This is a genomic window from Bifidobacterium sp. M0353 (assembly GCF_016100645.1).
Classification (GTDB): domain Bacteria; phylum Actinomycetota; class Actinomycetes; order Actinomycetales; family Bifidobacteriaceae; genus Bombiscardovia; species Bombiscardovia choladohabitans.
The window spans coordinates 69,445-90,843 of record NZ_JACFSB010000001.1; the positions used below are offsets into that span (position 1 = coordinate 69,445).

General features: G+C 66.1%; 7 protein-coding genes. 2 read left to right on the plus strand and 5 right to left on the minus strand.

Features of this window, described 5'->3' with window-relative positions; all coding sequences use genetic code 11:
- Positions 1-14: 14 nt before the first annotated feature.
- The 5 genes from H3V04_RS00270 to H3V04_RS00290 form a co-directional block, all read right to left on the minus strand.
- Positions 15-2,432: a transglutaminase domain-containing protein gene (locus H3V04_RS00270; protein WP_198186824.1), complete on the minus strand. Its 2,418-nt coding sequence runs from the start codon at positions 2,430-2,432 to the stop codon at positions 15-17.
- The gene (locus H3V04_RS00275) at positions 2,429-3,676 is read right to left on the minus strand and encodes a DUF58 domain-containing protein (protein WP_198186825.1); all 1,248 of its coding nucleotides are present in this window, start codon (positions 3,674-3,676) and stop codon (positions 2,429-2,431) included. Before H3V04_RS00275 ends, H3V04_RS00270 begins: the two co-directional genes overlap by 4 nt.
- 3 nt (positions 3,677-3,679) lie before the next feature.
- Complete coding sequence (locus H3V04_RS00280) at positions 3,680-5,230, minus strand: MoxR family ATPase (RefSeq protein ID WP_232340526.1); 1,551 nt, start codon at positions 5,228-5,230, stop codon at positions 3,680-3,682.
- 2 nt (positions 5,231-5,232) lie between these two features.
- A complete protein-coding gene (locus H3V04_RS00285; protein ID WP_198186826.1) occupies positions 5,233-10,665 on the minus strand; it encodes an Ig-like domain-containing protein in 5,433 nt (1,810 codons plus the stop codon).
- A 209-nt stretch (positions 10,666-10,874) separates the two neighbouring features.
- The gene (locus H3V04_RS00290) at positions 10,875-12,461 is read right to left on the minus strand and encodes a serine/threonine-protein kinase (RefSeq protein WP_198186827.1); all 1,587 of its coding nucleotides are present in this window, start codon (positions 12,459-12,461) and stop codon (positions 10,875-10,877) included.
- A gap of 155 nt (positions 12,462-12,616) precedes the next feature.
- Here H3V04_RS00290 and H3V04_RS00295 point away from each other — a divergent pair, with 155 nt between their 5' ends.
- Positions 12,617-17,236 carry a PD-(D/E)XK nuclease family protein gene (locus tag H3V04_RS00295; protein WP_198186828.1) on the plus strand — a complete coding sequence of 1,540 codons (4,620 nt, stop codon included), beginning with the start codon at positions 12,617-12,619 and terminating at the stop codon, positions 17,234-17,236.
- Positions 17,233-21,273 (plus strand): ATP-dependent DNA helicase, encoded by a 4,041-nt coding sequence (locus H3V04_RS00300; RefSeq protein ID WP_232342386.1) that lies wholly within the window; start codon positions 17,233-17,235, stop codon positions 21,271-21,273. The genes H3V04_RS00295 and H3V04_RS00300 overlap by 4 nt, the downstream gene beginning before the upstream one ends.
- Positions 21,274-21,399: the final 126 nt, after the last annotated feature.

Sequence of the window (21,399 nt, forward strand, 5' to 3'; positions counted from 1 at the left end):
TTATTGGCAGCAGGTCAGCGCAGGTGCCTGGGGGAAAGCAGGGTGCGCCAGCGTCGGGTTCGTGGCAGGGATTTCAGGATGGCGGATCGAAGCTTGTCCACCAGCTGCCAGCAGTCCTCGGCCTCCCGCTCATCCGAAGGGTGCCGGTCGAAGGAGGCCTGATCGGCCATGCTGCGCAGTCGATCCAGATCGCCGTACAGTCCGGCCGACGAAGACCCTGTGGGGTCGGTCAGCAGGTTCCGGATGATCAGAGCCTCCTGCTCGCTACGGGTGCCGTCCAGGGAAAGACCGGTCTGTCTGCCTAGGTTGCTGATTTGTCGCCAGCCGGCACGGATACGTGTCTTCGGGTCGCCGGTCGACCGGGCCCGTCGGCGCAGCCAGGACTTGAAGGCCAGCAGGAGCAGAACCAGCAGAACAGGCAGCCAGAGCGGCATGGTCCAGAGCGTCACTTTGGCTATCAGGGGTCCGTACCGCTTCCAGAAGGAGGGCGAAGACTGCCGGGATGCTTCCTGCCCGCCAACGGTGGTTCGACCCTGGGTGGTCCGGTCGTCACGGGGAGGATCGACCAGCGGGGGAGGCGGCTGGCGGACCAGGGTGCGCGGATCGGGTGGTGTGGAGTCCAGTGACTTGTCCGGGGTCTTGGTCTCCGGTGGCGTGGGGTAGAAGGGGACCCACCCGAGTCCCTTCAGATTGACCTCCACCCAGGCCTGGGCATCGCGTCCTGTGAAGTCGATTCGGGTGCTCCCGTCCGCCTGGGTCCTGGTCCTTGCCCGGCTGATGGAGCCATCGCGGTTCTTGGGCACGAATCCCAGGACAACCCGGGATGGCAGACCCATCTGCCGGGCCAGGAGGGCCATGGCCGAGGCGTATTGTTCGCTGTCACCAACCATTGCCTGGCCCTGCAGGAGCTGATTGATCCGATAGTCGCCATGGCCGGAGGGCGAGGGATAGTCGCCGGCCAGACCATGGGAGAACCATCCCTCCCGGTGCAGCCGTTCCTCGATGGCCAGCGCCCTGGCGCCGCCCCGCGCCTGCATGGAGGTCATGGAGGCAGCCGCCTTGGGCAGGCTCTCAGGGGCATCCGCCAGGGGAGGCACCTGTGCATCTCCTGGATCGCTGTCGGTTATGCGGCGGGTTGCTGGTCGGTCTTCGGCCACGCCGCGCACCGTATAGCTGGCCCCGGCCTGCAGGGTCTCATCGGTCAGTGCGGTGTCTGTGGCCTTGTTGAAGTAGAGGTCCTTTCGTTGCAGGCCCTGATCCGGGTCGATGCCGTCGACCTGCCCGGCGGAGGGCAGCCAGGCGTGGTCGAATCCCTCTCGAATCTGGAAGGTTGCGGTAAAAGGCTGTCCGGTCTGTTCGCCGTCTTTGGCCTTCTCCTGCTGGGTTTCTGTGCGGATCTGCGCGCCGATGCGCCGGTAGTCGGCGGCTCCTGCGCCCGAGGAGTCGGACAGGTTCCAGACCTTGCCGTCATAACGGTCCATGACGGCCATTCGGACCGGCGTGCCGGCGGGCAGGTTGCGGACCGTGACCAGGGTATCGTCGCGATGGCGTTTGATATAGGCGCGGTAATCGCTCAAGGGGCTGGTGAATCGGTAGGGGTCCATGGGGGGCTGATAGTGGTCTCGGATGACCAGCCGGGGCGGGGCGGGCAGGAGTCCAGCGGAGAAAATCAGTCCGGCTGTCAATGCCAGGGTCATAAGAGTGGATGCGGATCCTTGCAGACGCAGCAGGCCCATTCCGCCGGCGCACCAGATCAGCAGGAGCAGCCAGAGGATGCCGCCCGTCAACGCCGGGTAAAGGCCTTTGCCGGTGCCTAGAGCGGCTGACACAGCCAGGGTGGCCAGGATGGGCAGGGTGGCTGTCAGGACGGCCACGGGGTGTGTCGGCCTTCCCAGATTGCGGCCCAGGCCATGACGGGCCAGCAGCACGGCCAGATAACAGGTCCAGAGCATCAACGTCCATAGGGCCATCAGTCCGCCGGCTTCCTGGCCAAGTGGGGGATCGATGGCCGCCAGGGTCTTGAAAGCGCCGAAAGTGGTTGACCACCCTTGCGTCAGGGTTGTCCAGGTAGGCAGGACGTGTGCCAGGGTGGTCCCGTTCAGAGCGAGGATGGGGCCTAGCAGGAACTGCGCCGCGATCAGCAACAGAGGTTGCAGGAGGGCTGTGGCAATACCACGGCGGGGGAGCAGGGCGATCAGCAGTCCGGTCAGGCAGGCCGCGGCTCCCACTGTCAACCAGAAGAGCAGGCTGCCGTAGACCGGCAGCAGCTGCAGCCCTGCCAGCAGGTCGAGGGGCGCCAGTGCCGCGACCAGAATGACGGGAGAGCGGTGCCTGGTCGGGTCGACTGTGGATTGCAGGCCTGCCCGGTCAATCAGGCGAATCGGCTCCCTCCGGGCTTGGTCCATCCATGATGCGGATGTAGATGTGCTCATGGCTGGTTCTCCAAAAGGGGGGGAAGGTCCTGCAGGCTGTCCAGAACGGCGCTGACCAGGCCTGGCTGCATCTGCAGGTCTGGTTGAGCGTCCAGGTCAGCAGCCAGCAGCATGACCGGGGAGGTGCCCTGAACCGATTCGCCCATCAGTGCTGAGGGTTGGCGGTCGCCCAACGAACCCGTCACCAGAATGGTCAGGCTGGTCCGCTCGGGAGCATCAGCCGGGTCGGGCTTGTCATAACTGTCCTGGCTGGGTCGGATGGCGCTGCAGGCATCCAGAAAGCTTCGGGGATCCTCCGTGGGAAGGGTGGTTCCATGGGCATCTAAACCCTCGGGTTCCGGGGCGAACGCTTGCAGCCGACGTCCATCAAGCAGGCATCGGCAGCCCAGGGAGGCGAAGAGTTCAACTGCCAGTTCGAACTCATCCGCGTTCCGGTAGGAGGCGGCCTGGCCGTCCAAAATCAGTTCGGTCCTGGTGCGCAGGGTGGGCTCGTACTGGCGGACCATCAGGGTACCGGCCCGGGCGGTGGACAGCCAGTGGACCCGCTTCATGTCGTCGCCCGGAGCATAGGGGCGAAGGGCATGGAATTCCAGGTCGTCGTCGACAATGCCGGGACCAGGATCCCCCTCCAGGTCGCGTTCCAGTCCGGCTTCAAGGGGCGGCAGGGCCACCGTGCGGGGATGGATGTAGAGTTTTCGGGCCCCAGTCAGGATTCGGCGGCGGCGGATGAGTCCCAGCGGATCCCCGGCCTCCATGGTCACCGGGCCCAGGTCAATCACGCCACGGGACCTGGCTTCCAGCTTCAAGCGGATCTGGTGGCTCTGGCCGGGAGCCAGGGCTGGCAGCGACGCCATAATGGTTCCTTGGCCTAGAGCCAGACCGATTCGGCCACGGCGGGTGGAACGGCTGCCCGGATTGGTTAGAACCAGGACCAGCTCAGCCTGGCCCCCCACCTCCAGACGGCCCTGGTCCAGACTCGTTTCAGCGCTACAGGACAGGTTGCCCAGGCTCATCAGCAATCCCAGCAAAAGCATGCCCGCGCCCAGCAAAGTGCCCGCCAGCAGTTCACGCCAGCCTGTAGGGACGAAGGCCAAAGCGCACAGGAGTGCGGCCAGAGCCATGGCCCGGCCCAGGGCAGTGATCGACTGCCACAGGTCAGCGGCCAGGGTTCGCAAGACCTGTCTGGATTCTGTCGAGGATGCCGGTCTTGCCTCCGGGGCAGGTCGGCGGGCGAAGGCGGTCATGGCTCACTGCTCTCCTGTGGGGACGGGGACCTTGGCCAGGGCTTCGGCCAGCGCCTGGTGTTCATCCATGTCCGCCAGCCTGCTCTGGGCGGTCAGAATCAGCCGGTGGGCCAGAACGGGATCGACCAGGTCCTTGACATCGTCGGGGATCACGTAGTCGCGGCCCTGAGCGCAGGCCCGAATCCTGGCGCAACGGACCAGAGCCAGTCCGCCTCTGATGGAGGAGCCGACCCGGATGGCGGAGCTGTGTCGTGTGGCTTCGATGATGCGGATGACGTATTCCATGATGGAGGAATCGCAGAAGACCTTGGAGGCGCAGGCGGCCATGGCCTCCACCTGACCGGCATCGACCACCGGTTCGACCAGGCCAGCCCGGTCGCGGATGTCGGCCTCTTGAAGAATGCGCATGCTGGCATCGTGCCCCGGTGCCCCAAGCGAGGTGCGAATCAGAAAGCGGTCCATCTGAGCTTCGGGCAGGGCATAGGTGCCCAGCTGCTCGATAGGATTCTGGGTGGCCATAACCATGAATGGCCGGGGGAGGCGGTAGGTACGGCCATCCACGGTCACCTGGCCCTCCTCCATGACCTCCAGCAGGGCCGACTGGGTCTTGGGGGAGGCTCGGTTGATCTCGTCAGCCAGAACCAGGGAGGCGAAGACCGGCCCGGGCCGGAAGGAGAATCGTCCTTGAGACTGGTCGTAGAAGGTCACGCCCAGCAGATCGGAGGGCAGCAGGTCGGGGGTGAACTGGATCCGCTTGCAGTCCACGGCGATTGAGGCGGCCAGTGCCCGTGACAGCTGGGTCTTGCCGGTGCCCGGATTGTCCTCCAGGAGCACATGGCCTCCTGCGATCAGGGCGGTGACGCACAGGGCGATGGTCTCCTCCTTGCCCAGCACCGCCTGGCCGACGTTGTCGACTATGGAGCGGAAGAGGCTGGCGAAGGTCGACACATCCACGGCGGCTTGGCTGCGGTCTACTGCCTGGCTGCTGCCTCCTGCTTGGTCTGATCGTCTCTTCCGCCTGGCCTCTTCTGCCTGATCTCCTGCTTCGGTGAAAGACCGTTGGTTCTGACCGGTCTTTTCTGCTCCCCTGGGTTCGTCGGTCCTGACTTCGTATCTGGGAGCCGAGATCCGCTCCAGTTGGGGGTGTCGGGACTGATCGGTGACATCGACGAGGTCGGGCCTGGCAGGGGTTGATGAGGACCGGGTGAACAGGTCACGGACCGGCTGGTGGACGGGGATGGTCCCGTCTTCCACCATGGTGCGATCCGATGGGACGGATTCCGCCTCGGACTCCTGAGTCCTTTCCTGCCTGGCAGCCACAGGGATGCGGCCGGGGCGGGTCCGGTCGTCGCTCATCGCCTGGGAGGATTCCTGCTGGCCCAGACCGGCCATGAGGGCCTGGCGCTGTCGCTTCAGTACATCCAGTCGGTCGGCAGGGATCCGTCGGCCTTTGCTGCCTGCTTCGCGGGCGGCCTTGGGGGTACTCCTCCTGGTCGCGTCATCGGGGATGGTGCCGTCCTGCTGGATGGGTTCCTGTGCGTTTCGTTCATCCATGGTCATTCATCCTTGTCTGCTGAGGGGACCACTGACGGGTTAAGGGTCTTGTCGCTTGGCTTGTCGGCATCCTTGGGCAGGGTCAGCTCCTTGGTGGCGGCGGGCGAATGGCCTTCGGATCCCACCCCACGGATGCGGGCGACCGCCCGGAAGTTCAGCGTGGCGCCCGGTTTGGTTGACCCGGCGGGCAGGGTGATGACTTCACTGACCTCCGGCTGGTTGCAGGGCAGGGTCCAGGAAGCCTTGTCGGTGTCGAGGCCATCGATGCTCACCTGGATATCTGCGCAGGGTCGGCCGTGTTCGGAACCGGGGTTCAGGACCAGCTTGACCTGGTCCTTGCCCTGGTACTCCAAAGTCTGGAATGCAGGCGGATCTGGATGCGACCAGGTGGCTCCAGAGGCTGAGGCCACAGGTCCTGATCCGGCCATATTGGCGGGGGTCACACTCACTGTGCAGGTGCCTCCTGCCTCGTCATGGTCCACGTCGAAGACCGCCTTGGTGGCGGTGGCCGACCGCCATCGCTGCGAACCGCATCCGGAACCCTCGCCGTGGACCGTATAGCCCTGGATGGGTGAGCCATGATTCTCCGGCGGACGCCAGGTGACGGTCAGGGTTTCCTTGCTGCCGCCGTCCACGGTCAGTGCCTGCACGCCTCCGGGAAGCGCATCAGGTCTGGCTGCCGCCGGCGAGGAGGCGGGGGACCAGCCGACCTGGTTGTGGGCTTGGACTGTGAATGAGTAGTCATGGCCGTTGGCCAGTCCGTCGATTCGACAGGTGACTGCATTGCCGCAGGAGCGTTGTCCGGAGCCTGCCGATGAGGTGTAGGTGACCCGGTACTCGTCCACCGGACTGCCGTTGACTGCGCCCGGCTCCCAGGACAGGAGAACCGTTCCGTCGCCTGCCTGGGCGGCGCCTGCCAGCATTCTGGGGGCCTGCGGGCGGTCGATGATGCCCACGGTGATGGTGGCGCTGACCCGGCGTCCCGGATCCCGGCTGCCATCCTCGATCGTGGCCAGAATGGTGTTGGTGGAGGCGCCGATGTCGCGATCGGCTTTGATGGCGATTCTTCCGTCGCCCAGGCTGGTGGCTGTCAGTCGTGAGGTGTCGTCGCTGACCAGGCCGACCAAGCGTAGCGGAGTGTCAGGGAAGGGGTTGAGGGCGCCGTCGAACAGGTCCAGTTCCAGACTCTGCCCGGCCTTGAGCCCTAGCTGACGCGAGGGGACCGAAGCCAGGGGTCGGGTGGTGGCGACGATGCGGAAGACCAGGACCGTATGCACATCGCCGGAGGAACTGGTGATGGTCACCGGCAGTGTGGCCTTGGTGCCGGGCGTCGCGGTCTTGTCGGCGGCTACGTTCAGTTGGCCCCGAGGACTCAGCTTGGCATGGATCGGCCCCTGTGGGTCCCCGGAGGAGAAGGTGCTGTCGGCCGGGTCGCTTCCCTGGGGCCAGCGGATCATGGCGGTCAGGGAGATGGTCTGTGCCGGCTCCCCGGCCTCCAGATCGATGACCGGTGCAGAAAGGACCGGCGGGGAGGCTCTGCCGCCTACCACGGTGATGGGCAGGGTCAGTACCGACTCGTTGACGATGGCCTGGCCCCCTGGATCCCCGTCACGGACGGCAAAGGTCAGTGAGGCTGGGCCGGCATAGTTCCTGGCGGCGGTGAACTTCAGGGTGTGCTCGTCTACGTAGGGGTCGGATCCGTCGGACTTGGTGGCCGAGACGGACTGGCGGGAGGCGATCCGTGCGGTCTTGCCTGCGCCCACCCTGACTTGGTCGGCGATGTCGATGGTGATGCTCTGCCCGGCCCGCACTTTCAGAGCCGGAGCCCGGGGTCTTAGCATCGGGGGGAATACCCCGTAGGCGGGGACCTTCACAAAGGCCATTGAAGTGATCTTGTACCGGGTGTTGGTCACGGTGTAGGGCACCGCCCTGGCCTGGTCGGTCAGGTCGATGACCAGCTTGGTGGAGCCGGCTTCGCCCACGATCCTGGCATGGGCACGGGCGCTGGGATGAATCCCAAGGCGCAGGTCATCGAGGGTGCCGGACGGGTTACTGATGGAGTCGGCCAGATTGACTTCCACACTGCGCTTATCCACCGTGTCCTCGGGAGCCACCTGGTAATCCTGGGCTATGGGCGGCTGGATGGGGGCCTGGGGATCCGAGACCACGGTCAGGGTGGCCTGGTCGCTCAGCCCTGCCCGGTTTCGTGCCCCGTAGACCAGATAGGAGGTGCCTGGCTGCGAAGGAGCAGTCAGCCGGATCATGTCGTCCTCTGTACTGGCCTGGTCCAGCCCCTGGCGCTCCAGGTGGGGGTCCAGGCTCAGGGGGTCGTCGTCCCCGGAGATGTCGTTGAGCAGGACCGGTACGTCGGCGACGGTCCCAGGCCGCAGCCTGACCTTGTCGTCCCGGGCGAAGACTCCGGTCACTGACGAGTCGGGGAAGACACCGATACGGACGCGCGCCTGGGCACGCTGCCCCACCCAGTCCTCCACGGCGTAGGTGAACTCGTCGGTGCCGTGCGAGTCGGGATAGGCCTCATAGATCAGGTAGTCGGCCCCGGCTTTGACAATCCTTCCCAGCCTGGGCGCCTGGTTGCCCAAGCCGGACAGGGTGTCACAGTCTCCATCCGGATCGATGCCGGTCAGCGGGACGGGGATGCGTACCTTGGTCCCGGCAGCCACCTGGGCCCGCAGGTCCTTGGGGGTGGGTGCGGGCTTGCTGGCGGGGTCGGAGGCATGCACCCGGAAGGTGATGGTGCCAGAGGCTGCGTTGCCCAGATCATCCCTGACCGTATAGGTGACCGGGAAGTCCCCGGTGCGCTCGCTGGCCTGATACCTGACCGTATCCCCGGACACGAAGGTCAGGCCTGCAAAGGTCCGTTGGTCCGTTGTCAGCTGCTGGTCCAGGGTGACGCTGGTCCCGTCAGCGTGGGCGACCTTGTCCATGACCGGAACCGTGACCAGGCCCGATGATCGGACCCCAACCGTCAGATTCGGGGCTTTGGGAGCCGAGGCTGCCCTGCTCAGGGAAGGGGGCTGCAGGACGATGGTCCCCTGAGCGCTGCCCTCTGCGTTGGCGACAGTGTAGGCGATGCTCAGTGGGCGTGTGGGAATTTTTCTGGCTGACAGATAGACCCGACGGTGGTCCACGATGCCGACCTTGATGCCGGAGTCCGGGTCCACGCGCACATCGGTCAGGGCCAGCAGTCCACCCATGGGATCCAGGTCGTTGTCGAGCGGATCGACGATGGCGGTCTGGTCGGCCCCAAGCAGGGCCACGTCGTTGACAGGAACCGGCGGCGCGGATCCGCCCTGGTCGTGTTCCACCTCCAGCCTGACCAGCCCCTGGGCCTCCTGGTCGCCTTGGGCCACCCGGTAGGGCACATAATAGGTGCCCGGGTTGGCGGCGGTGGCGGTGAAGGAAAGGCTCTCGGCGTTGACCTCCACCTGGATCCCATCGGGCTTGTCGACCCGGACCAGGCGGAGGGGCTGAGCGGCATTGGCATGCACGCTCCTGCTCAGGTCCACGGTTACCTCTCGGCCGGGAGTGGCCTGGCGGATGACCGGATCGACCAGTGGGGCCAGGGTGTTGACGGGTCGGACGGTGAAATAGATGAGTCCCTGGCCACTCATGAGTCCGTCCGAAACGGTGACTTTGACAGCCAGCCGAGCGGAAGTGGCCGACCCAGCGCTCATGGTCAGCTGCCCATCAGCCCTGGTGGAAAGGGATATTCGATCGGAGTTCACGGATTCGGCACCGACCAGTGTCAGCGGGTCTCCGTCGGGATCCTCGAAGCCGGCCAGAGCGTTGACGGTTGTCGTGGCGCCCTGCTCCACCTCATACTCGGGTGGGGTATCGTTCTGGACCGGTGCTTGGTCGCCTCGATCCATCTTGGCCGGGGCGATGTTCAGGTCGATGCCAGCCGAGGAGACCTGGCCGCGGCCGTCGGTGATGGAGTAGTTGATTCGAGCCCGGCCGGCAGGTGCGTCGCTGGCATCCACCTGCAGGTAGCGGCCGTTCATGACCGGAGTCAGGCGCAGATTGCCCTGCGAGCTGCGCGCATCCTCGATTCGCAGAACCGAGCAGTCGGTCTGCCGATCGTTGCGCAAGGGATCCAGCAGGGCTCTGGAACCGGCACGAATGCCCAGGCTGTCGTCCTCGGCCTGGATGGGTTGGGAGCCTGATCGACAGGTGGCCGCGAACCGCTGGCGATTGTCGGCCGAGTCCTGGCGCTGATCGGTTTTGTCTGTGTGTTTGACCTCCATGGTCTGCCACTGTGGCCGGATCACCTTGGTGGAGGATTGCGGGTTCCAAACATCACCGGTCAGCACGTCGTTGAGGATGACCCTCCGGTGGTTGGCCCGAAAGACCAGATCCGAGGTTGGGCTGATGGCCTCCAGGGTGGTGGGGCGCGGCTGGGGTGACCGAACCTGGGGCACGGCTGTCCCTGTCGAGCACAGGCGCAGGAAATTGCTTCCCGAGGAGGCCCAGGCCGTCCAAAGGCATCCGCCCGAGGAGACCGGCTGGGCGGGTTGGCCGCTGCCCCCGGTGCGTACGGTCTCGACCTGATTCCGGGGGTGGTCCAGATCAACCAGGTGGACGCTTTCCTGATCGGTCAGCCCCACCCAGGGTCCCTGGCGGTCCATATCCACAGGAGTGGACTGGAGCTGCAGGTCTCCCCGGTGCGGTATCCGGACGGATCCCTGGGGCCAGTAAAGCCGATCGCCGGCCAGGAGGACGGGTCTTCCACCAATGACGCTGAATGCATTGGCCCGGACGGGGGTGTGGTCCGTCAGGGAGTCCAACTCACGATGGGCCCTGGAGTCGGGTCCGTCGATTTTCAGCACGACCCCGTCCGAGGGCCGGTAGGCGTAGACGGTTCCGGAGGCATCCACGGTAGCGGCGGCCCCGGAGCCCAGGGTCAGCACGGGGTCGCGGCGCTGCTGGTCCATATCTCCCGGAGAAGTGGCCTGACCAACCCAGACCTTGCCGGTCCGCGCCTGGAAGAGGACCAGAGTGGGCCCGTTGACCATCCGCTGGACCCTGGCATCCGATCGGGTGGTGTCTCCCAGTGTGGCGGTGGAGGCCGCTATTGGGGCCATGCCTCCTTCACGGCCCAGGATGACCGCGTATCCGCTCTGGGCCAGGTCGAAGTGGTCCGTGCCTGTCGACAGGGCCACGTCCGCCTCGCCGATGTCGGGCTTGAACCGGGCGACCTTGCGCTCGTTTTCGGAGGTGATCCAGATGCTGCCGTCATCCACCTGAACGGCACGGCGGTCCACTCCATGCATGAACAAGGCGCCCAGTATGAGCAGGACCAGAGCCGTCAGCGTGACGGCCAGGATGGTGGCAGGGTTCTTGGCGCGGACGGCCAGGGCATGCCGCAGACGCAGCCCGGCCCGGCGCATCCGCAGGAAGCGTCCCTGCAAGTCCATAATCCCCTGGGTTCCTTTCCTGTTCTGCCGCACAGGCCAGGATGCCTGACCTATACCTTTCCTATACCTTTACCTTGTGCCCTTGTTGGTTAATTGATCCCGGACCGCCGTCGATGCCCTCTCTGACGACTGATTTTAGCTGGTTTGCCAGGTCTTGGCGGTCTGTGAGAGTCGGGGTGGTCGAATGTGGAAATTCATCCACCGAAGGCTCATTGGACGGCGCAGATGATCGTGGGTTCCTGGGACATGCTCCTGTCGGCCCGCACCAGGGTGACGCTGATGCAGGTCTGACCCCCCTGCGGGCTGTCGATACGGGCGGCCGGCTGTCGGGTCTGCACGCTGCGGCCACGGTCTCCGGCGCCGCCCTGATCCAGGGGATGCCAGACATAGGTGTCTCCCGGTTTGGGGTTGGGATTGGCCCAGGTGAAAACTGCCGCGGTGCCTTGGTAGCGGCCTTGGCCCTGGGTGGGTGAGGGAACCGGGCCCTCCTGCAGATCCTGGGGGTCGCTCGAATCCGTCGGGTCCGGGGACTGCGCCTGTCGGGATTGAGCCTGGGAGGAACCTGTAGTAGTCGGCTGTGAACGACGCTCGGATCTGTTTGGCAGGCCGACAACCAGGGCCCAGACCAGTACCAGGGCCAGGATGACAGCGAGGATCAGTCCCAAAAGGACCACACGGCGGCGGCCGCCAAAAAACCGCTTGGCCTGGCTGCCTTCATAGTCAGAGAACGCATCCCTGTCTGGGCGCAGACGCGGTTGGGAGCTGGCCCGTGCACCAGCCCAGGGGTGGCCGGATTCCTTATTCTCTGGTCGCTTTCCCCCTCGGCCTGCAATGGGTCGGCCAGCAATGTCTCCGATCCGGGAGTGTGAACGTACATCCTCCGTGGGGTAGGGGCCGATTCCCTCGCCGATGAAGGGCGTCGCATGCCCGTAGAGCTCTTGTTGGACCTCCTGGAGGGCCCGCCCGAACTCCAGCGCCGAGTAATAGCGGTCGTCTCGGTCATGGGCCATGGCCTTCTCCAGGACGGCGGCCAGCATGGGGGAGGCCTCGTCCATGTGCAGAACCGGGGTTTCCGCTGTCAGGATCAGCCGGGTCAGGTCATCCTCATCCCGGGCCCGGTAGGCATATTCGTAGGGGGAGCGGCCGGCCAGCATGCCGAAGAGCGAGGCTCCCAGGGAGTAGATGTCGCTTGCCTCCGACCCTCCCGAGCGGTTCGCCAGGACCTCCGGGGCAGCCCAGGGTATGGAAAGCCCACCGGCCCGTTCGCTTCCATAGATGCCCGAGGAGATGCCGAAGTCGGCCAGGACCGGCAGACCCTGGTCGGTGATCAGAAAGTTGCTGGGTTTGACGTCCCGGTGCAGGATTCCGCGCCCATGGGCGCAGCAGAGTGCTGAGGCCATGCGCACACCCAGGTCCAGCACGCCTTCCTGGTCCATGCCCCCCCTGAGCATGATGGTCTTGCAGCTGCCGCCCGGAGCGTATTCGAGCACCAGGCAATCCCGTCCGTCATCGCTGACCAGGGCCTGGTGGATGCTCAGGATGCAGGGGTGGGTGGAGAGCTTGGCCAGGGTCTTGGCCTCGCGCAGAAAGAGCTGATGGGTCTGCTGGTCCATGCTGCCTCGGAGGGCCACCTTGACCGCCACAGGTCGGTTGAGTCCCTCCTGCTCGTACAGGTAGACGGCGGCGGTGCCTCCCAGGTCCAAGGGGCGCATAAGCCGCAGCCCGGGCAGCGCTGGCGCCTGGTCCATGGACGGAACCGCACTCGGGCGCCGGGCCTGGGAACCATTCTGCTGCAAGGGACATCACCTCCTAAGGACTGCCTGACAACTGCTATCCACGATAACAGCACGCCGCTCCCGATCAGGCATCCTTTCAACCTCCCAAGGACGGTCCCGGACAAGCGGCTTCCGGGGCCTGTAGATGGACCATGCCGGACCCTATTCTTGTAGCTATGAGCAAGCAGCCACCGGTGGATCCGCAAGAGGCCATGGAACCGGTCCGCGCCCTTATCGGCGATCGGCTCCAGAACGAGGAGGGTCGGCCCACCCGGGCCCTGGTGGTGGCTGGTCCTCCCCGCAGTGGCAAGACCAGGCTGGCTACTCAGGCCCTGCTGGCTGGTATGGAGCAGTTCGGCGACGGTGCCAGTATGGCCGTATCAGGTAGGATCGCGGCCGACCAGGTCAGCCGTCAGGTCATTCTCACGCGGGGCAGGTCCGACCGCACCCGACCTGTGGGCACCCTGCAGGCCCTGGCTTTTCGCCTGCTGACACGGTCCCGGCTGGCCCAGGCGGGCCACGATCCGCTCCTGCCCAGGCTGCTCAACGGCGCCGAGGAGGATGCCCTGCTCAGACAGGTCATGACCGTCCATCTGGAGCATGTCCAGGCCGGGGATGACTGCGCGGTCTGCCGACTCCTGGAACGCTACTTTCGCAACGGTGCGGGCTGGTCCTCCGTCCTGGTCGGCGACGGACAGGGCCGGGTCGTAGGGGTCGCCGACAGGTTCATCGCCCAGTTGCGGGACATGTTCGCCCGCATGACGGAATTGGGACTGGACAGGGGGGACCGAGACCAGCTTCTGGATGCCCTGGCAGTCCAGCCCATGGACCCCGACCGCCGCGACCGGCTGGGCCTGCAGTGGCGGCTGGCCTTCGCTCTGGAGGACGAATACCGCCAGAGCATCACCGAGAGTTACCCGGATGAATTCCGTCTGGACCCCTCCATGCTCATGGTCGAAGCCTCCCGCAGCCTGGACGGGCTGGCTGATGACGACCTGCCTGACCTGCTGGTCGTGGACGACTGGCAGGACATCACCCTGGCTGGTATGGGCCTGCTGCAGGGTTTGAACCAGGCCGGTTGCCGACTCCTTCTGGTGGGCAATCCCGACCAGTCGGTCCAGTCCTTCCGTGGCTCCTACCCGGAATTCTTGGCCACTCGCCTGACGGCCTTGTCCAAGCCCATGCAAGGTGCCTCCGCCCCTCTTCTGGCCCGGGACTTCGCCTGCCTGGGCGCCGCCATGGTGACCCTGAAACCCCGGAGGATGGTAATTCCGAAAGCGGATGCAGAGCATGCCGAAGACGGCCGGGGTTCCGATTCGGCGGCTCCAGGTTCATATGCCGATCTGGTGGCTGCCAGGGTCAGCCTGGGCATCGCCGGGGTTGAAGAGAACGATACCCCCTTGCCCGCCAGACCCGGCAAGCTGCCCGCCTGGCCAGGCGCCGGACCGGTGGCCCCCTTGACCGAGGGCGACGGTCTTATCTGCGACGGCAGCGTGCAGACCAGGCTCTTCCGCACCCCCGACCAGGAGGATGATGACCTGGTCTGGCAAATCAAGCATGAGTTCCTGGCCCAGAAGCGTGACTGGAACGACATGGCCGTCATCGCCCACGACAACACGACCCTGCGCACCCTGGGCCGCAAGCTGCGTGTGCAGGGCGTGCCGGTGCGCTTCTCCTCGGTGACCCGTCCGCTCAGCCAGGAGCCCGCCATCCAGGGTCTCTTCGCCCTGGTCGAACTGGCCCAGTCGGTAATGGACCCTGTCACTGCCGGAAGCGACCCTGACGATCCTGCCCAGGTGGCCGCCTGGATCCGTTCGCGCCTTCGCACCCTGATAGCCGGCCCCCTCTTCCGGGTTCCCGCCACCGCCGCTCGTGCAGAGCGTCCCGTCAGAATGGAGCGCCTGGAGTCCATCCTGGAGACCATGGCCGCATTGGCCCCCTTGTCCGGCCAGCAGGGGAGCAAAGCGGAATCGCCGGGCTCCTTGGACGACCTGCTGCTCCTTGGACAGGCCTGGCAGACCTGGGTGGAGGACCTGGCCGAGCGGCGGGCTCAGCGGGACCGTTCATCCGGCATCAGCGTCGACGACTCCCTGTTGACCAAGCACGATTCTTCCCAGCCAGGGGTCGGGTCTGGTCCATTCTCCACTGCCTCGGCCCCCGACCAGCCGGTGGACCTGGGCGACCGGGATGCTCAACGGCCGGCCATTCTTTCTGTTCAGGCCCTGGAGACCCTGCTGGTTCTGGACCCGGATGGCCGATCCTCGGGAATCATCCTGGAGGCCATGACCGCTATCGCAGGAGGTCGCCGGGAGGATCCCGACGTACAGGTCCTGGACAAGGCCCTGCAGATTCTGCGTCTGACGGCCACCCGTATCAGCGCCTTGGAGGACCGTCAGCCCCAATACGTGCTCTGGGAGGCCTGGCGGAGCCTGGACCTGGCCGATGACTGGCAGCGGAGGGCCCTGATGGCCACCCAGGAGGGGGAGGAAGCCAACGACCGTCTGGACGCGCTCATGCGGCTCTTCCAGTACGCGGCTGGCTCCCGTCGTTTCCCCACGGTCGAGGCCTTCATGGACCAGGTGCGCACCATGCAGATCGAGGCCGACTCCCTGGCGCGGATCGGGCCCATCGAGCACGCCGTCACCCTGACCACACCCGCCGGCGCTGCCGCCCTGGCCACCGACTGGCCCCTGGTCTGGCTACCCGCCGTCCAGGACGGGGTCTGGCCCAATCTGATTCCCCGCGACACCATGTTCGGAGCCGAGGAGCTGGCCGACCTGGTCCTGCACGACCGCATCGGCGACCCCCTGGCGGACACGCTCAGCCACGATCCTGCCCTGCGCTCCATCCTTTACGCCGAAAAGAAGGGTTTTCTGGAGGCGCTGACCCGGGCCCGAACCCAGGTGCGCATCAGTGCGGTCTGGAACGATGACCTGGTTCCTTCGGACTTTCTCTACGGCTACCTGCCCGAACGCTATCCACGCACCGCCGATATGAGTCAGGCCGAGTTCAGCATGGTCGGCGCTGGCTCAGGCGGCAGTGAGCGCTATGGGGGACTGGAGGTGTCTGCCAGGGGCCTGACTGCAGCCGCCCGATCCATCCTGGCTGTCCAGGCGTTGCTTCCGCAGGACCAGGTCGACCGTGACCGAGTGGACGATGCCGTGCAAACCCTGCGGCTGCTGGCCGACCAGGGCCAGGATTCGGCCGATCCACGGCATTGGCCTTTCCTCTACAACAATGGTGAGGAGGGTGCCGCCGAGCCCACATTGGATCAGCATGTCCCAGACGAGCAGTCCACGGTTGGGCCGGCCTCGGATCGGCATGCCCCAGATAAACAGTCCGCAGTTGGCCAAGTCCCGGATAAAGAGGTTTCGGTTGAACAGGCCGCCGGGTCAAGGACTGTGGCCGCTGCCGCGGGCGTCGCATCGGTTACTGAAAGAGACCATGCCTCCCGGCCCGCGCCTGCTTCCATCAATCAAGCCGGTCAGGCAGATCGAATACAAGACCGTGACCGGGGCCATGAGCAGCGCCATGAACACCGGTCCGACCGCCAGGTGGTCCTTCTCTCGCCCTCGGCGGTCGATGCCATCTGGAACTGTCCGCTGGAGTGGGCCCTGGGCGATCAGTTCTCCGGCCCATCCCCATCCAGGGTGCCCACGGAGTTCGGCTCACTGATACACAAGGTGGCCAGCGAGGGTACAGCCCAGGGTTTGGACCGTCCCGGCCAGGGCGATCCGGACGCCCGCCAGCAGCAGGTGCGGGATGCGCTTCTGGGCATCTACCAGGATCTGGCTCCCCAGGAACAGCGGCTGCGGGACCCGGACGAGCTCTATGACCAGCGCGGCCGCAGCAGCCGGGTGGAGTCCATCCTGGACAACCTGGCCTCTTATTTCGTCCGCTCCTCGGATTCCGAATACGGCCTGGAGGGCAAGAGCCCGGTCCCGGTCGGCGACCTGCTGGGGGTGCAGAGCGAGCGCTCCTTCGATGTCAGCCTGTCCGTGGAGGAACTGGTCCCTCTTTGGAAGGCCACCTTCCCCGATAGGCCCTTGGATGCCGATGGGCTCTTCGCCCTGATGTCCGGCCTGGTCGACGGCTTCCCCACAGCCCTGGATGCCAGGACGACGGTCAGGCTGACCGGCCGTATCGACCGTCTTGAGGTCAGGTCCCTGCCCGAGGGCATCCGTCTGCGGCTGGTGGATTACAAGACCGGCAGAGTCCCCTATACCCAGGGGCAGCTCTTCAACGACCTGCAGCTGGTCTGCTATCAACTGGGCCTGGCCTTCCCACCCACGTCCGGCAGCAGCCCGGAGGTGGGGGCGGCCTGGAGTCTGCCCCAAACCCCCGATCTGGAAAGGACCGAGGGGATGAAGCTGAGCCAGTCCCTGCTCCTGCAGCTGCAGACGCCACCCAAGGATGCGCAAACAGGGCTGCGCCGGGAGGAGATGGCTTACCAGCCGCCACTGTTCGAGCGCGACAGGCTGGTCACCATCGCTCAGCCCAGAACCGGCATGCCCTCCCCGCTCAAGTCCAAGGCAGAGCCTGCGGACCTGCCTGATCAGGTTCCGCCTGGGGTGGATGCGGACCTGTGGGCCATGGTCCGGGCCGCCCGGGTCTCCTCCCAGGCTGTATGGGGCCTGACCATGATAGCCAGGGTCTTCTTCGCTGCCGGGGTCAAGCTGACGGCTGGCCGGGATGACGCGGTCTTCGACCCTGCCCGCTGCCATCGGGCCGGCAATGGTCAGGAATGTCAGGCATGGCAACTGGTGGCGCCCAATCTACTGGAGGATCAGGAATGAAGCAGACTGCCGAACAGTCCGCCATCGTCGATGCGGATGTCAACGAGGATCTTCTGGTGGTGGCCGGGGCCGGCTCGGGCAAGACCATGACCATGACCAGCCGGATCATCGCGCTGATCCGTCGGGGAGTGCCCTCCGAGCAGATTCTGGGGTTGACCTTCACCCGCAAGGCCGCCTCCGAGCTCCAGTCCAGGGTGGGGGCGGCGGTCATCCGACGCGACCAGGGCAGAGGAGCCTCGGGCGTGGACCCCGAGCGCAACTTCCTCAAGCCGACCGTGTCCACCTATGACGCCTTCTTCCAGTCCATCGTGCGCCAGTACGGCCTGCTGGTGGGCATGGACCAGGACACCCGTCCCCTGAGCTCGGCGGGGGCCTACCAGCTGGCCTCCCAGGTGGTCGCCGACCATCTGGATCTGATCTTTCCCGCCGATTCCTTGGCGCAGGATGGCGAATCCGACGACCTGGGCTCCGCGACCTTCTCGACCACCGTCAACCGGGTCCTGGGGCTGACCGGGGCGGTGACCACCTCCATGATCAGCAGCGACTGCCCAGATTTTGACCAGGCCGTGGAGCGGATCCGTGCCTGGGACCGCGCCTTTGTGGATCGTGCGGACCAGCTCATTGGCGACCAGCCCGTGCCGGCCGCCGAGCCCACAGTCAGCACCTCGCCGCCCAAGCGAAGCAAGAAGGAGACCGACGAGCACTACCAGGGCAAAATCAAGGACTTCCGAGACAAGCGGCGGAGCATTCGCCTCTACCGGGTGGATACCATGCGACGGGCGGTTCTGACGCGTGAGAAGCTGCTGACCCTGGTCCAGGACTACCAGCGGGCCAAGCGTCAGGCCAACATGGCCGAGTTCGGCGACTTCACCCTGGCCGCCTTCCAGCTGGTCGAGCGTTTCCCCTCCATCAGCGCCCAGCTGCGACGCCGCTACAGCCACGTCTTTCTGGATGAATACCAGGACACCTCCACCACCCAGGCCCTGCTTCTGGCGGCCATCTTCCATCCGCAGCGTCTCAAGGAGGATCAGGGGAGTGCTGACCAGGCTCCCGGCAGGTCGGCCGTGACCGCCGTGGGCGACCCCTTCCAGTCCATCTATGCCTGGCGCGGGGCCAGTCCCGGGGCCTTCCGCACCTTCCAGGCCCAGTTCGGCATGCTGGCCGACCGACCCGACTCCGGCAGCGGCCCCTTGTCTGGCGTGACAGCCTTTGGGCGCTCGCAGGACCAGGACCCGCTGACCCTGTCGCGCACCTTCCGCAACTCCAGCTGGGTGCTCAAGGCCGCCAACCAGCTGACCGTCCCCCTGCGCCATCGAGGCCAGGAGAGCCGATCGGAGACGGAACTGCGCGAGGTGGACGTGGCCAGGCTCCGTCCCCGTGAGGATGCCGACCCGGGTACCGTGGGCCTCCTGGGCTACAGCACCGGCGGCCAGGAGATCGATGGCGTGGTCAGGTTCGCCCTCAGGGCCCGCGAGCTCTATGGCAATCAGGGCGACGCACCGCACGTGGCTGTTCTCTTCCGCTCCAAGGCCGCCCTGCCCAGGTACCGTCAGGCCCTGGAGGCCGCAGGGCTGAGCTGCCAGGTCGTCGGGTACTCCTCCCTCTTCGACAGGCCCGAGGTCATGGACCTTAGAGCCCTGCTCTCCCTGATCTGCGACCATACCGACAGCGATTCCCTGATGCGTCTGCTGGCCTCGGCCCGGTTCGGCATGGACGCGGCCGACCTGAGCGCCCTGGCCTCCCTGGCCGCCAAGGTCAACGAGGACAGCCAGTATCGGGCCCTGGTCCGTGCCGGTCTGGTCGAGTCTGATTCCGATCCTCGCCGTCGTCGTGAGGATCTGCACCGTTACCGTGACCAGGTCCCCAACGACGTCTTCCTGGTGGACCTGCTGCTGCGTGACGATCTGCCAGATCTCTTGGAGAACTCCGGGCTTTCCCCCAGGGGACGGGTCCTGGCCGCCGAGGCCGCCCGGGTCATCTGCCAGGTCCAGGCCGAGTCCTCGGCCCCCCTGCGCCAGGTGGTCATCGCCGCCATCCGTGCCTTGGACCTGGACGTGGACCTGGTATTGGCCCGCTCCCTGGCCAATCCTGAACGGCCACTGGAGCCCAGCCAGGCCAAGGCGGGCATCCAGGCCCTGCTGGATCAGGTGGATGTCTACCTGTCTGAGCTGCCCCAGGGCCTGGGGCCCAGCCTGCGCGGGTTCGTCTCCTGGCTGTCCTCCCTGGATCAGAGTCCAGAAATGCCCACTGACGGGGACGACCGCCGGGCCGACGTGGCCCTGATGACCGTCCACCAGGCCAAGGGACTGGAGTGGGATGCTGTGGCGGTTGTCGGGCTCAAGCGTGGAGCCTTCCCAAGCAGCCAGGGCGACCGGCTCACGGTCAAGCCCGCCTTGGACCAGCCGGTGGTCCAATCCCCGGACGGCCCGGTCTACCAGTACAGCTGCACGGCCCGTACCTGGCTGGTCGATCCCCAGTCCGTGCCGGTGCCGGTCCGGGCTGATGCCATGATTCTGCCCCGCTTTCCCCACGACGCCCCCCTGGGAGCCGACCCTGAGGATCTACTGGGTCGGCTGGATCTGACAAGCCTGGAGGAGGAGGCCATGGGCCTGTCTCGGGAGAGCGGGATGGACGACCAGGCCCGCCCGGTCCGGGCCGATGCCATCGCCCCCTCTCAGCGCGAACAGTACGGCCGTCGGCTGCTGGACGACGAGCGACGGCTGATCTACGTGGCGGCGACAAGGGCCCGGCATGACCTGCTGCTGACCTTCAGCCAGGATTCCCAGGCGGAGGCTGCCGCCCTGAACACTCCGGCTCCGGACCCGGATAAGGCCTCCAACTTCTGGACCGAGCTGGTGGAGCTCTTCCAGGAAGAGCCCGATGCGGTCAAGCTGGAGCAGACAGAGGATGCCCAGGAGGGCCAGCCAACGCCGCCCTTGGGGCTCTTTGTCGGTGAGCATGCCCAGTCCTACCGCCAGGCTATCGTCGACCGCGCCCTGGAAGAGGTGGACCAGATCGCCGCCCGCGACGGTCAGCGGGATCAGGCGCTATGGCCCCCGGTCCTGAATGCGCGCACACGCGCAGCTTTGAATCGCTCGGCCGCCTGGGTGCGCGCCGGAAAACCGGGCAACCCCGCAATGCCTGAAGAGGGCGATGACGGGCTTTACGCCAATGCGGTCCGCGTCCTGCAGGTCAGCACCGGCCGCCTGGGGGTTGCCGACGACCAGCTGCTTACGAACCTGGATCTGCTGCGGCGCACCGGCCGTCGGATTCTGGGGCATGGGGCGAGCAGCGTCACCGCCATCCAGGCCGGTTCGGCAGGGGGCGATCCCAAGATGGAGAGGGACTACTGGCAGGGGCTGGTCAGGCCCATACCCCAGGTGGCCTCCCCGCAGGCCGAGGCAGGCACCCGCTTCCACGACTGGGCCAGGCGCTTCATCCTGCCCGAAATCTCCGCCCCCCAAGGACTGGTGGACCTGCCTGACCAGGCGGAAGCACCCAACCTGCTCGATGGCCGACTGGGTCCTGGGGCCATGGCTGAGCGGGCCCGCATGCTGGCCGGGCTTGACCAGGAGCGGGAGTCCCTGGATTCCAAGGCCGATCCCGTTAAGGCCCGTCTGCTGACCTGGGAGCGGCGGTTGGCCGAGTCCGACTGGGCCCAACGCACCCCCGTCTGGGTGGAACGGCCCATCGTAGCGGTGCTGGCCGGCTCCATCGTCAAGGGCAAGCTGGATGCGGTCTTTGCCGGCGGACTTGATTCAGATCGCCCGGATCTGCGCTACACCATCGTGGACTGGAAGACCGGAGCACGACCGCACGGAGATGAGTCGACCAACCGCCGTCTGGTCCAGTTGGACTTCTACCGGCTGCTCCTGTCACGCTTGGAGGGTATCGGCCTGTCGACCATCGACGCCTGCCTTTATTATGTAAGCGAAGACCGGCCCCAGGATCGACTCATCAGGGCCCGTGCCAGGACCGAAGAAGAAATTCTCGCAACCCTGGCCGAGGGCATACCCGAGCAGTCGGACGAGGACTGAGTCTGCGGCAGACCCCGCCAGACAAGGGCGATGGGTGCCGCGCATCAGCAATCATGAACAGCAGGCGATCGGCGGACGGCCAAGGGCCGTCGTGGGGCCGGGCACGCCCGAATGGAGCAATGAGAC

Coding starts and splice junctions, on each gene's coding strand:
- H3V04_RS00270 (WP_198186824.1), bottom strand. CDS start 2,432: ATGAGCACATCTACATCCGCATCATGGATGGACCAAGCCCGGAGGGAG.
- H3V04_RS00275 (WP_198186825.1), bottom strand. CDS start 3,676: ATGACCGCCTTCGCCCGCCGACCTGCCCCGGAGGCAAGACCGGCATCC.
- H3V04_RS00280 (WP_232340526.1), bottom strand. CDS start 5,230: ATGGATGAACGAAACGCACAGGAACCCATCCAGCAGGACGGCACCATC.
- H3V04_RS00285 (WP_198186826.1), bottom strand. CDS start 10,665: ATGGACTTGCAGGGACGCTTCCTGCGGATGCGCCGGGCCGGGCTGCGT.
- H3V04_RS00295 (WP_198186828.1), top strand. CDS start 12,617: ATGAGCAAGCAGCCACCGGTGGATCCGCAAGAGGCCATGGAACCGGTC.
- H3V04_RS00300 (WP_232342386.1), top strand. CDS start 17,233: ATGAAGCAGACTGCCGAACAGTCCGCCATCGTCGATGCGGATGTCAAC.